At 61.6% G+C, this 13,294-nt stretch carries 13 protein-coding genes; all 13 read right to left on the reverse strand.

The features are described 5' to 3' along the window. Nucleotides 1-2 precede the first annotated feature (2 nt). Nucleotides 3-620: a GCN5 family acetyltransferase gene (locus F3J24_RS17755; RefSeq protein WP_167009198.1), complete on the reverse strand. Its 618-nt coding sequence runs from the start codon at nucleotides 618-620 to the stop codon at nucleotides 3-5. A 70-nt stretch (nucleotides 621-690) separates the two neighbouring features. Beyond that, nucleotides 691-939, reverse strand: a complete 249-nt coding sequence (locus F3J24_RS17760; RefSeq protein WP_167009201.1) for a hypothetical protein — start codon at nucleotides 937-939, stop codon at nucleotides 691-693. A gap of 29 nt (nucleotides 940-968) precedes the next feature. Continuing rightward, entirely contained in the window at nucleotides 969-1,664 is a 696-nt protein-coding gene (locus F3J24_RS17765; protein WP_167009204.1) for a DUF4376 domain-containing protein, read from the reverse strand. A 68-nt stretch (nucleotides 1,665-1,732) separates the two neighbouring features. After that, nucleotides 1,733-2,398, reverse strand: a complete 666-nt coding sequence (locus F3J24_RS17770) for a hypothetical protein (RefSeq protein ID WP_167009207.1) — start codon at nucleotides 2,396-2,398, stop codon at nucleotides 1,733-1,735. Nucleotides 2,399-2,735: 337 nt separating this feature from the next. After that, nucleotides 2,736-6,605, reverse strand: a complete 3,870-nt coding sequence (locus F3J24_RS17775; RefSeq protein ID WP_167009211.1) for a hypothetical protein — start codon at nucleotides 6,603-6,605, stop codon at nucleotides 2,736-2,738. Next, on the reverse strand, nucleotides 6,605-8,272 hold the full coding sequence (locus F3J24_RS17780) for a hypothetical protein (RefSeq protein ID WP_167009214.1): 1,668 nt from the start codon (nucleotides 8,270-8,272) through the stop codon (nucleotides 6,605-6,607). Before F3J24_RS17780 ends, F3J24_RS17775 begins: the two co-directional genes overlap by 1 nt. Before the next feature lie 9 nt (nucleotides 8,273-8,281). Further along, a complete protein-coding gene (locus F3J24_RS17785; protein ID WP_167009217.1) occupies nucleotides 8,282-8,845 on the reverse strand; it encodes a hypothetical protein in 564 nt (187 codons plus the stop codon). Then, nucleotides 8,842-9,558, reverse strand: coding sequence for a DUF6682 family protein (locus F3J24_RS17790; RefSeq protein WP_167009220.1), 717 nt, complete (start codon nucleotides 9,556-9,558; stop codon nucleotides 8,842-8,844). Before F3J24_RS17790 ends, F3J24_RS17785 begins: the two co-directional genes overlap by 4 nt. Before the next feature lie 3 nt (nucleotides 9,559-9,561). Further along, a complete protein-coding gene (locus F3J24_RS17795; protein ID WP_167009224.1) occupies nucleotides 9,562-10,215 on the reverse strand; it encodes a SlyX family protein in 654 nt (217 codons plus the stop codon). A gap of 85 nt (nucleotides 10,216-10,300) precedes the next feature. After that, on the reverse strand, nucleotides 10,301-10,750 hold the full coding sequence (locus F3J24_RS17800; RefSeq protein ID WP_167009227.1) for a hypothetical protein: 450 nt from the start codon (nucleotides 10,748-10,750) through the stop codon (nucleotides 10,301-10,303). Nucleotides 10,751-10,820: 70 nt separating this feature from the next. Then, nucleotides 10,821-11,945: a N4-gp56 family major capsid protein gene (locus F3J24_RS17805; RefSeq protein WP_205244830.1), complete on the reverse strand. Its 1,125-nt coding sequence runs from the start codon at nucleotides 11,943-11,945 to the stop codon at nucleotides 10,821-10,823. Nucleotides 11,946-12,088: 143 nt separating this feature from the next. Then, complete coding sequence (locus F3J24_RS17810) at nucleotides 12,089-12,313, reverse strand: hypothetical protein (RefSeq protein ID WP_167009232.1); 225 nt, start codon at nucleotides 12,311-12,313, stop codon at nucleotides 12,089-12,091. Continuing rightward, nucleotides 12,313-13,293: a hypothetical protein gene (locus tag F3J24_RS17815; protein ID WP_167009234.1), complete on the reverse strand. Its 981-nt coding sequence runs from the start codon at nucleotides 13,291-13,293 to the stop codon at nucleotides 12,313-12,315. Before F3J24_RS17815 ends, F3J24_RS17810 begins: the two co-directional genes overlap by 1 nt. Nucleotide 13,294 lies beyond the last annotated feature (1 nt).

A 13,294-nucleotide genomic window follows, 5' to 3' on the forward strand; every position in this document is an offset into this window, starting at 1 on the left:
GCTCAGTCCTTTCCGGCGCGCTGCGCCCGCTCCTGGCCACAGCCAATCCGTTTCGAGAAACCCGTGTGGGTTATCTGTCCACCCACAAACCGCGCCAGGCGGCCGGCATTGTTGGCCTCGCGCGAATGGCAGCTCATCTGCACGCGGCCCAGCTGCGCCAGCACCCGCTCGGCATAGCGCCACAGGTGCACCACCACCATGCCGCCGCGCGCGCCCTGCTCCATAAACAGCATGTCGTCACAGGCCACTGGCTCCCCAGTATTCAGGTCCTGATACAGGTTCAGCCACACGCTGCCCAGCAGCAGCCCGTCACGGCGCACGGTCAGAATCAGCAGCTGGCCGGTGCGCTCAATCTGGCGCAGCTCATCCCACTGCACGTGGGCCGTCACGCCAGGCGGCAAGGTTTCCTCGAGGAAGCGCAGGCGCTGGGCGGCCAGCTCGCCGGCTGCGGGGTCCGGCCCCAACTGCTCGGCCTGGAACACCAGATCGCCGCGCCGCTCCACGGCCACCGCGCCCACGGCTAGGTCCGGCAGACACTCGGCCACCACCTCGCGCGCCACCTCGATGGTCAAGGGCTGTCCGATACGTTTGGCCAGGGCCACAGCAAGCAATCCACGCATGGGTTCTCCAGCGCCAGCAAATCCGGCAGGGCACATGAAACGACGGCCCGGCCCCAAATTCAAGGGGGTATCAGGAGACGGGCTTCGCCTCCACGTCCGTCACGCCGGCGGCATCAGTTGGCTCTGCAGACACAGCCGCGGCCGCTGCTGCCTTTTCGCGCTCGGAGGCCTGGCCAGCTGCATAAGCTTCCTGGGCGATGCTGTTCATCAGCTGCTGAATCGTGCCCACGATGCCTGCCGACAGCTCGGCAGTCAGCTTGTTGCCGACGTTGCTCTGCAGGACTTCATTCAGGCGGGGGTTGATGGCGTCTACGGTCATGGTGGCTCCTCTATTTGGTAATGGGTTGCTCAGGCTTCGACGGGCTCGTCTTGCTCTGGTGTTGGTTCAGGCGCGGGCGCGGGTCCGGACCAGCTGATGGATGCCACGGCCTGGGCATCCTCTGCAGCCTGAATCTCTGCATAGAGTGCGCGGCTTCGCTGGTGAATGCTGTCCACATGGGCCAGCAGGGCAAAGCCCACGTTGATCACCGCGTCGGCATCGAGCTCCACTGTGGTGTTGTCCGCCAGGGTCCAGTTGATCGCATAGGGCTGGCCAGCATCACGCGCGATCTTGGCTGCCATCGATGCGCCCACGATGCGCGCGCGGCTCTCTGCATCGCTATCGAAGCGGCCCACACCGGCCAGGTCGAATCCGCCGCATTCCAGCTGGTCGCGGATGGCCTTGATTTCTGCCCACTTCACGGCCTTGGCAGTACCGATGTCATCGGCCGCCACATCCGCCACAAAGGTACCGCCTTCCAGAAGACCACCCACCTGTGCCACCAGGCCGCGCTCGAGCGAGCCCCAGGGGTCCTGCACATCCAGCGCGGCAAGCGGCAGCACCGGGTACTCCTGCCAGCGCAGGTTTTGATTGTTCGCCGCGTCCTCGGCTGTCAGGTACATATGCACCTGCAGCTGCAGTCCCTGGTCCTGGATTTCAGCCTTGACCACCCGGTGGGCGCCGGCCATGCCGTTGTTGGTGTTGATAGCTTTCAGAACCGTCATATCGGCCTCCTTTAAAAAATCATTCGTACAAATTTGAAAAGCACATCAGCTGAATTTCCCGCTCGCGCTCATAATCCGACGGTGTCTACAACAAGGTATTGGCTGTTGTTGTATTGACCGTTCATTGACGGGAAGTTTGGATTTGCACTTTCACTTTTATAATATGCCCACAAGGAAGTTCTTCCGATTTCGACTTGTGCCCCATTAAATTTCGTATACGCGTATTGAGAGCCAATGCCTCTATATACATTAGGTTGAGCACCAAACCAAGCATCTACCGTGTCCTTGGCTTGATATACAGGAATTAACGCGACATTTGAAGAAGGCAGTGCAAAAGTACCCTCCCCATTGATGACATCAATAATCTTCAAAGGCCCGTAGTTTGAGTCGAAGGCAATAATCCCCTGAGCGTTTCTAATCCTAAGTCCAGCTCCGGAAATTGGCGCGTTCGGTTGGCGATGGAAGATATACACCTCAACTGGCCCCAGGCCGGAAAGGTTTGGTCGCTGAACAAGTTGCAACTTGGTTCCGCTGGCCCTCAAATGGCAGGTAGGTGTAGTGGAGCGGATAGCTGTGATGGCCCCGGCCGGAACCGACAACTCTGACAAGCCAATGTTTTGATCAGACGTCTGGGCAGGGGTGACAGTCTGCTTCGAGTGCAGGACAAAATTGGGGAACGTGTCATTTATCTGAAATGTCCCGTAGTCATTTTTAACCCTAAGACCTGCAGCCATCAGCGCACCCCCACAAGCACTTCTATCTGAGCAAATCCAGCGTTCCTATACCATTCGCTAAATACAGACCTACTCCAAAAAGCAGTTTCCCCTGAGAAACTGAAGACAGGCATGCATTCGACGCCAACGCTGTAAATGTCCATGTCCATGTCCAAGTAGCCTGCATTGAACACGGGCACAATGAAAGGTATCCCCTCCGTTAATCCGGGTACATTGGCCGACCCAGATAATGAAGTTCCCGCCGGAATAATGATGGTTCCTAATAGGCGCCCAAGTCGAACCGACGTATCGAAAACTACGGTCCCGGCTGCATTACGAATTCGCAGACCTTGTGGCATTAGAGAATCCCCAGTTCAACACGCAAAACATTGTTCTCATCCCACACCCGAATCACGCCAGACGAACCAGGCTGGGGTCGAATGTCAATCTCACCAAATCGGCCCGCGAGAGCGGCAATGCTCGGCGTAGTGATGCCGTCAGGCAAGATGTTGGTATTGGAGCTAGGCGTCCAAGGTGACAGTTCGGTCTGGTTGGGGTTGGCCAGTCCGATGAACGGTCGGGTCAAGAACATGTAGCAGGACTTATCCGTCTGATTCGCAAGTAGTGGCCCTTGCTGCATCAAGATCACCATCGACACTGCACCAGCCGGAACCGTGACAAATCCACCAGCACGAACGTAATTGCTTAGGACCTGCCCGCCGCCTGGAGAATTGACGATGTCATTACCGAGCTTGGTCAAGCCAAACGCTCCACCGCTAGCATTGCGGAACTCCGCATGAACACGACCATTGCAGCGGTGCCATGCACCGTAAATACTGAGTTCATAGCGCTCACCAGGAACCACCGATACAGGGCTGCTGTAGACACTCTTGAAGTAGGTGTCGATAGAGCCCCCGGCGCCGTACTGCGTAACATCCTGCATGAAATATGTAGGGCTCCCGGGTACGGAATAGTCGGCGTTCAGGTTGACGCTTCGCAAGCAGCTCTGATACTGCGAGTGAGGTGACCAGAAACCCCAAAACGCAAGACCTGGCGTAAACGCCGAGTCAGGGCATAGGTTGCCGCCGGTACCAACAGTCAGCTTCTCCGCAGTCACAGATCCTGCCGCGAGCTTGTCGACAGTGATAGCTCCAGCCGCGATCTGGGCGGCGGTCACAGCATTGGCGGCAATAGTGCCCGCCGTAACTGCGTTGGCCGCGATCTTGCCTGCAATGACAGAGTTTGCGGCCAGATGCGTAGAGGTGATCGTGCCGGCCGCGATCCGCGCCGCATCCAGAGTACCGGCGGTAATCTTGTCCGCGGACAAGTTCCCGATCATCGCGTTGACGATAGCGCCGTCCTGAATTGCAGCAGTGCCTACTGCGATAGCACCGACTGCGATCTTGCCTGCAGTGATAGCCCCATCGACAATCAGCTTGGCCGCGTTGCGTCGACGGATGTACGGAAGAGCGATCTGTACCCATGGCGCAGTGCCGGAAGCGTGCGCGAATCGGAAGTACAGGCGCTTAGGTGTCGTACCCGTGTACTTCACAGCGACTTGAGACTTGCCCCAAGCATTAATGTCTACAGTAGAGTTACATGTAGTCCCGTAGATCGCAATGTTGCTGACGGCCTCCAGAGCTACGTCAGTTGTAGAAAGTTCGCCCGAAGGTGCGATAGTGATGAAGCTGATCTGACTTGCTTGAATGTCAGTCTGCTGTACCCACCACTCGACCAAAAACTCGTCCCCAGGCTGAGCAAGTGTGCCGCCAGTACTAGCGACATCAGCTAGGCTGAAGTTTACCGTTCCTGGGCAGATAGACAGCTCTCCAGAAGAGCCTGTAGTACGAGAAAAGATGATAGTCCGGGTCGCTGGAATTCCTGCACCTGAAGGTTCGGCGACCCGAATTACGTCTGCGCCGAATGTCGTAAGGCGCGACCAGCCAGAGGGTGCTACGTTGTTAGCAATCGCGTCATTTGCGAAAGCGTTGTTCTCGATAAGGTTATCCGACAGAGCAACCGCCAGCTTCTCTACCGTGATGGCCTTAGCTGCGATCTGTCCAGCGTTCACAGCTCCAGCAGCGATCTTCGCTGTTGTGATCGCGTTGGCCGCGATCTCGTTGGCCGTTACAGCGTTTGCTGCAACCTTACCGGCCACCACGGAGTTGGCGGCAAGTTGAGTGGCTGTGACTGACCCGGCTGCGAGTTCGTTTGCCGTGATAGCGCCGGCTGCGATCTTGGCTGCAGTAACGGCTCCAGTAGCGAGTTCCGTAGCGGTGATCGTTCCAGCTACGATCTGACCTGCCGTAATGGAGTTAGCGGCGATCTGGCGTGCCGTGATAGCCCCATCGACAATCAGTTTGGCCGCGTTTCGACGACGGATATATGGGATGGCGATCTGCATCCAGGCTGCAGGGCCCGTCTCCAGAATAGCGTGAGAGAAACGGAAGTAGATTCGCTTTGGAGTCGCCCCGATGTACTTCGCCACAACTTGAGACTTGCCCCAGTTGTAAACACCTATCGTGGAGTTGCAAGTCGTTCCGTAAACATCAACATTGCTGATGGGTGTCAGGGCCACGTCCGAGACAGAAATACCTCCATCAGGTGTAGCAGTGATAAAGCTGATCTGGCAGGCTTGAACAGTTGACTGCTGTACCCACCACTCCATGAGGAACTCATCCCCAGGCTCTACAAGTACGCCTCCAGTACCTGCAGCGGCTGTCTCGCTGAAGTTCACGGAAGTCGCGTTGATCGAGAGTTCGCCAGTGGAACCCGCATCTCGGGCGAAGATAATCGAACGAGGGGCCGGAATGCTAGCGCCAGTAGGCTCCGCTACTCGAATTACGTCATTCCCGGTGTTGAAGATACGAGACCAGCCAGAGGGCGGTACGTTGTTAGCAATTACGTCATTCGCAAAGGTATTGTTGGCAATCAGGTTGTCCGACAGCGCAACCGACAGTTTCTCTACGGTAATGGCCTTGGCTGCGACCTGCTCGGCGCTGACTGCACCCGCAGCGATCTTGGCCGACGTGATTGCGTTGGCAGCAACGGTGTCTGAAGTTACGGCGTTGGCTGCGATCTTGCCTGCCACCACAGAGTTTGCGGCCAGCTTCGGGGTAGTGATAGAACCGTCGGCAATCTGTGTCGCCGCGATCTGGCCCGCCAAGTCTACAACCGACACATCTGTGGTGTACTTTGTGCCGTCCCATCGGTAAAGCTTGCCCTGCCATGTGAGCGCTTCAGTCGACTTCACAGTCGGCAGTGTGGGGGACGTTGACACTGTCACAGGCTGAATACCTGCCGCGAACTTCGCAATGTCAACCGCTCCTGCTGCAATCTTCTCTGCGGTTACGGCATCAGAAGCAAGTTTTCCGGCGCTCACTGCTCCTGCTGCGATCTTGCTCACCGTCACCGCATTGTCGGCTAGGTTGGCCGCGTCAATCTGCCCCGACAGGTCCACCACAGCAACCTCGGCCGTGTACTTGCCACCATCCCACCGATAGAGCTTGCCCTGCCAGACAATGGTGCTGGTGCTCTTGACCGTGGGCAGTGTGTCCGACGTGCTCACCGATACGGGCTCGATGCCCGCCGCGAACTTGGTCGCGTCCACGGCCTGGGCCGCAAGCTTGGTGGTGCTCACCGAGCCATTGGCCAGGTTGCCAGCCTCCACAATCAGCGGCCCCAGATCGTTGTTGCCAATCCTGCCCGTCTGCACATCCAGGCCGTTAGTGCCGCCGGCGGGCGATACCGACTGCACGCCATCCTGGGACTGCCATTTGATCCACAGCCGGTAGCGCGTCCCCAGCGCCGCGGGATAAGCGCCGATGGTGCCCTGGAACTGGAACAGCACCACGGCCTGGTCGAACGTCGGCGCCGTGCTGCCCGTCTGCAGCACGCCATACACCACCGTCCGGTCGTGCCCGTGCCCCTGGGTGTATCCGGGGGCATCGTGCTCCACAAACACCGTGCTCAGGCCTGCCGACACCGTGAAGCCCGTGGGCATCGGCGGCGGTGTCAGATCCGGCTCGGTGTCGCCTCCCCCCGGCACACCGGGCACTAGGCCACCGCCCGCGCCCGGCTTGGCAATCCCGGAATCAATCAGGTCCCTGGCCGTCAGGGCCCGACCATTGCCGGCGCGCCCCATCAGCACGCGCAGCTCTTCGGTCACGCGCTGGTTCCAGTTCGGCGCGCTCGTGTTGGGTAAATCCTTGCGGGGGGGGGTGGTCATCAGCGCAGCTCCTCCACGGCCTGTGCCAGGGCCACGCCCTGCACCGCCTGCTGGCCCGACAGATCAATCTGCCAGGCCCGCGCAGGAATTGGCGGCAGGCGGAAGGCCTCTGGCCCCGCCGCAGAAAGAGTGAACTGCACACCAGAACTCACCGCCACACAGCGCGGGCCAAAGGTTGCGATATGCGCCGCCACCTCGCGCGCACTCAGCTCCAGGGCATTGAGCTTGAGCGTCACCGGGTAGCCGTCCGCCACCACCTTGCCCCAGCCAAAGCTGGCCGGCGCCGGCATCGCAAACACCTTAGACACAAAGCGCGCGCTCATCAGCGCCGCGCCCGCATCCCATTTGCGCACCTTGGTTCCGTCCAGCACATACAGCGCATCCTGCAGCCGGTCCAGGTACAGCGCGTCATAGCCTTTTTCTAGATGGAAGAGGCCCGCGGGATTGATCGGGTCCACCAGAAAGCCGCGCCGCGCGCCACCGGCATCGGTATAAAAGCCCAGAAACAGCCCTTCATATAAACCCGCCACCATGCCCGCCGGGTTCATGGCCTGCCAGTCATCGCGCGTCAGCAGCCCGTTCGTGATCAGCTTGGCACCGCCCGCGCCGTAGTAGGCCAGTCCATCCGGCGCCGGCCAGGCCACGCCATGACCAAAGCTCACCACCGCCTGCGGTGCCAGGCAGGCCTGCCCAACCTCCAGCGGCTGCTCGTCCAGGCTGTCCGGTGAAGTCCCGGCCACCAGGACCGGGTCGGCCGTGGTCAGCACCAACAGCCGCTGCCCGAAGGTGGCCAGCGCCAACGGCTTCGCGTCCGGCGGCAATGTCTCATAGGCCATGGGCCAGGCATAGGGCTTGTAGGCCTCACAATAGCGCACCGCATTGCCAGTGATGCCCGCCATCATCCCGTTCCACATGGTTGTCAGGTACGACAGATCCTGGGGCGGCTCCAGCCAGTCCACTGTCTCCAGTACCTCGCCCAGCGTGCGCCCGTCGTCCGTCGTGCTCTCCACGCCCGCGGCAATCTCGCGCAGAAAGAAGAATTCCGCCGTCCCTGTCGTGCCGGTCTGCGTGCGGTAGATACGCACCCGGTTGATAGTGAAGGCGCCCGCAGGCGGCGCCTGGATGGCCGTGATATTGACCGTCGCGTCCGTGGGCACCGTCACGGCGGCCGACACCGGCCCGGGCGCGCTCTCCTCGCCCTTGTCCGTCACATAGGTGTAGACGTAGTAGCGCACCTCGGTCTCCGTGCTACTGCCATCGGCAGCCGCCACCGTGGGCGCGGAAATGGGCGCGGGCACCCCCAGCTTACGCCAGGCCGCCGGATAGCTGCCGCCGGCCAGCGCAATCGTGTTGTCCGTCCACTTGGGGAAGCCGTCGCCGGTGTAATACGTCCGCTCCGTCGTGTCATCGGCCACCATGCCGCGCACGGCATGGACAATGCCCGTCCACGAAAACCAGTAGCGCCCATCCTCAGCCACGTCGCGCCCGAAGCGATAGATGGACTGCCTCCCATCAGGAACCGTGGCTACGTCCAATGGATCGCGCCAGGGCCGGAAGTCGCCGCGCCCCGGTTTCTGGTTCCACGAAACCGTGCCCACCGTCTCCGGCAGCAGCTTGGGGTGTGGCGCATTCACGGCGCCAGAGAAACCAGAAACCGTTACCTTCATCACCACCCCTCAGAAATACGGGCGCACGCGCGGCCGCACCGCCGCCCGACCACGCCACACCTCGACATTGATGGTTTCGCAGCGCGTATTGAAGTCGCCGCGTAGCACGGGATCACCGCGCAGGCGCGCCACGGCACCGAGAGCAATCACTTCGCTGTATTGATCGAACACCGCGTCATCGATGCCCAAGGACATATCGCCCGGTTTGAGCGTCACATCCAACACCAAGCCCAGGTCAGCCGCTACAGGGCGGCGCAGCACCACCCTGCGTGCATCCGGTGTCATCAGGTATTGACCGTCGCCCTGGCCCTGACGCCACAGAACCAGGGATCCATGCCCCAACAGATCTGCACCCTCCACCCGCACCAGAGTGGTCTGCTCGGGCAGCGGGATGGCGTATTCAGACTGACCGTCCACCGTGATGATCGGCTCCAGCGTCACGCGCCAGGCGCGCGTGCGATGGCAGAAGTCCTGGGCCGCGCGGCGCAGCTGGTGCACCACGGTCGGCTCAGGCGTGCCGAGCTCCACCGCGGGCAGCACGTCGGGGAAGAAGTCCGCCCAATCGCGCATCATTGGCCCACCGGCACCGTCGCGGCGCTGCTGCCCTGGCGGAAGTTCGGATTACCCACCGACACGGGAGCTGCCGACAGCGTGGCCTTCAGGTCGATGCCCAGCGCTGTCGCAAACGCTGCGTAATGCGCCTGAGCGCGTGCGCCATTGCCGGCATAGTCGGCATCCTTGAGGTACACGCGGTACAGCATGTAATCCAGAAGCGAGTTGGCGTAGATGTCCGCCACCGAGATATCGCCCACCACCGCCGTATAGTCAGACCCCGCCGCCGGCTCCGCAATATCCGTGGGCGTGGCCGAATAATTGACCTCCAGCTTGGCCGCAATCGTCGCCGGCGGATACACCCAAAAGGCCTTGGGCTCGCGCGGGTCGTACATGAAATGCACGATCTCGGCCGCGCCAGGGATGCTATGCCAGTTGGGCATCTGCGCATCCAGAATCTCGCGGCTGCAGATACGCACGGCGCGCTTGCTGGTAGCGGTGGAATTGCGCTGCACATCGATCAGCTTGGCACCATCGGCCGGCAGTGCCTGCTTAGTACCGGCCACGCAATCGATCACCGCGCTCTTGTTGAACGCATCAGGACGGTGCAGCATGATTTCACGCTGACCGTCATTGAGGTAGCGCACCCACTCGCCCACTGGCCAGCGGATCGAGGTGGTGTCCTGGGTGGTCACCACGCCGCGCTGAATCACGTCCTTGGCTGCAATGGGCATGGATTACTCCTTGGAGCCAGCGCGCAGGGCATCCGCCAGCAGGTCGCGCAGCTCGCCCACCTTCACGCTGTTGCCCTTGGGCAAGCTGATTTCGTTGGACTCGGCAAACGTGCGGATCTGAGCCGCCGTCCATTCGCTGATGTCGATGGTTTCGCCCGCTTCGTTGGCGAACACATAGGGCGACTCGCCGGCACGCTCATCCGTACTGGCGTTTTCGCCCTCGCTAGAGGCCTGCTCCATAGGCTTGTCAGCGCCCTCGCCAGCCTTGGCACCATCGCCAGTGCCTGAATTGGCAGAGACGGAGGTGGACTCACCGGCAGAGGCAGCGGCAGCTGCTGCTTGGTTCAGCTCCTGTACCTGGCGCTTCAGCGCTTCAATCTGGCTGGATTGGTCGGCCACCACCTTCTGCAGCTCTTCAGCGTCAACGGGAGCGGTTGCACCAATACTGGCGGTCAGTTGCTGGGCGACAATGCCGGCCAGCTCGACAGGCTCATACAGGCGATAGGCCTCGGTGATGGACAGCAGTCGCGCGGCGGCTTTTTCGTGCAGCACCTCGGCCACCACGTCCTTCTTGTCGTTGGGCTTGAACTGAATGGATTGGCCGTAGAGCTCCACGGTCGTGGGAGCTGTGCGGCGGTATGCGTGGATGGCGGTCATGTGGCACTCCTTGCCTGTTCAATAAAGAAAGGGCCGCGCGCACGGCGCAGCCCCTTTACACACTCATTGCCTGGGGCTGCGCGGCTCAATAACGCATGCGGACCAGTGCCAGCACTTGCTTGCTGGCGGTTGCAGAAGTCGCGGCCGCTGTGGTCACCTTCAGGCCCAGCTTGCGCACGGTGTCGCGGTTGGCGAATGCCAGCGCAGCCGAGTTGGCTGTGGCAGTGGAGCCCGCCGCGCCCACGCCGGGCTTGAGGCCGGTGTCGTAGACGGTGGCCAGGTCAGTGCCGGCCGCATTGATCACGCCCAGGGAAAACGCCAGCGTGGGGGCCGCGTTGCTATCCAGCTGGGGCGCTACCACGTCCACCGCCACCAATTGCACGTTGGGGGGAATGTCCAGCAGCTCCAGCAGATCGTTGGCTGCGAGAGCAACGCTGGGCAGAGTCAGGTCCACGGCCACCGTCAACACACTGGCGTCGAAGGGTTGCGGCACAGCCTTCTTGCCGGTCGCAACATCGGATTGATATTTGGGCATTTGAAGCTCCTATGTCTGATGAGGGAAAGGGCTGGTGAAGCCACGGCCCACGGCGCGGGCCGCGGGCTCATCAGGCATTGGGGTCGGTGTTGGCGGTGTCCAGAGCCATCACGCCAAAGTCGCGTTTGACGTTGCCGTCCTTGGACTTGTAGGTGGCCTTCTTCACGCCCATGATTGCGTGGGTGCCGATGGCAACGCTGTTTTCGTGGTCCTTGGAAACCTCGGTCCAGCGGAAGCGCGTGCCGGTTTCGTTGTCGCCGTAAGCGATCAGCGCGGCCTGTGCACCCAGGAGCAGCGCGCGGGCGGCGTTCACATTGGAGCCTGCGCCGTAGTCGTTGAAGCGGATCACGTTGCGGTGCTTGTGCAGCACCACATCGTTGTACATGCCCAGCGTGCCCTGGAAGATCGGGTTCTTGTTACCCTCAGCCGCCGCGGCTGCCTTTTGGATGTCCAGCCAGCCACCGGTGCCCGCGTCCTGGCGCATGGCGTCGGCCTGGTAGGTGTGCATCAGGCAGATGTAGTGACTGCCGCCCTCGATGGAGACGGGAATCATCGACAGCTCGTCGGTACCGTCGCCGCCCATGGTTTCGGCCTTGGCCACGGCCTTGTCGATCAGGCGCAGCTTGAAGGTGTCGGCAGCGGTCAGCGAGGCCTTGGATGTGGCCGCGCCGCCATACAGGATGTGCTGGCTGTCGGGTTCCGTCAGGGGGTTGACCTGGAAGAAGGGATTGCTGGCAGACCAGACAAAGCCCGAGCCATGGCCGCGCGAGCCCGACAGATAGATGAAATACAGCTCGTCTTGCAGACGCTTCCACCAGTCAGTGCCGGCACGCTTGGCATCGCTGCGCAGGTCGCGCAGGGTGCGCTTTTTGGTCATGCGCGAGCCCAGATCCGCGCCGCCGCGCACCTGGTCAATGCGCAGACGGTCGGTGTAGTACTTGAGCGGCGCTTCCTTGCCTTCCAGGGTCTCATCGCCAATGATGGGTTCCTGGTTGATGGGCATAAGCAGGTCAACGGTCACTTCGTCACCGGCGCCTTGCTGAAGGTCATCGATTCGCTGGATGGGCAGACGCGAATCCTTGCCATTGCCCACGAACTTCCGGGACCAATAGCTTTCCTTGTTGATGGCAACGGCCATCAGAGAGGCCCACTTCTTGACGGCTTGCGGGTCGTTGACGCCGATCAAAGTACGCATAACGCAACTCCTGCCCTTGCGAGCACTGAGCGCGTCTTGCGCTTGAACCGGGTAACTGCCCCCGGCGGCAATCTGCTGCATGAAGATGGCGCCAGCAAAGGCGCCGCAGCTAGGAAAAAAGAATAATCCTGAATTCCAGGAAATCAAGTACCCATGGGGGCGTGGCGCCGCGCATGCAGGGGCTTGTGGCCCCGAGGCTCGTCACCCCGTGCATGCGTGGGCTTGTCCACCACCACGTCGTCCTCCAGATGCAGGCTCAACTCAGCGCGTTGGCCCGTGCGTTGGCGCAGCGTAACCACCACGCGGCCGCCGTCGAAAGACAGGCTCTCGCCCGCCTTGATCTGTCGTATGAGTCTGCGTCCGGACATCAGGCCCCCAGGTAGCGTTCTTGTTGATCGGCTGTCATGCGAGCCAGGGCTTTTTCCAGCGCCGTGCCCTCCAGGCCATCCAGGTGAGCGAACTCGCTGCCCACCGAAGCGTCGGCTGCAGCGGGAACACCAGCAAGCGTGGGCGGTAATGTCGATCGGTCAGCAGCGGCCGGCTTGCGCGTGGCTGGTGCGGCTGGCGCGGCCGCGGGTGCAGCACCTGGCGCGGCAGCTGCAGCCGCAGCAGCGGGAGCTGAAGCCTTGCCAAAGCGGCGCAGCATCAGTGCCTGGGCTTCAGCCAGAGCATCACGGGAAGCGGCCATATTGCCCAGGGTGTCGGTCAAGCCACGATCTGCCGCATCTTGGGCAAATAGGCGGACAGCGCGGTCGAACTGCGCGCCTGCCTCGCCGTCCAGGTCAATGCCGGCAGCCTTCAGTTCCTTCTGCGCCGCGCCCAGGTGCTGGTGATACTCGGTGAACATAGCGTCCTGCTGCATCTGGGTGCGTGCCATGTCCACCGCTGCCGCGCGCGCCAGGTCGTCCAGCTTGTCCTGCACGCGGGACTCGACCTCCTGATAGGCCTCCTGGTCAATCTCGCCATCCAGCAGTTGCTGCAGAGCGGTGGCTTTTTCGGCGCGCAGGGCCGTGCGCTGCTCGTCAGCGTCAGCAGGAGATACGGGCTGCATCGCTGCAGGGGCTGGAGCGTCCGCATCATCGTCAGCCGCGCCTGCTTCGCTTGCGTCAGGGGCCGCGCCGGCAGCCGTGCCATCAGCGGCAGTGGCTGCACCTTCTGCGGGTTTGCCGGCTGCTGCCGCCGCGCTCTCGTCGTCCTCTTCATCAGCAGCGGCAGCAGTAGCCGCGCCGGCTTCACCAGACTCACCTGCAGGGGCCTGCAGATCCTGGTCGTCTTCGGACAGGTCGCGCAGTGCATCGCGCTCTGCTTCGCTCAGTCCGGCAAGGTCTTCTTCGCTAAACATGGACATA

It is taken from the genome of Comamonas sp. Tr-654, from assembly GCF_011752915.1.
Classification (GTDB): Bacteria; Pseudomonadota; Gammaproteobacteria; order Burkholderiales; family Burkholderiaceae_C; genus Comamonas.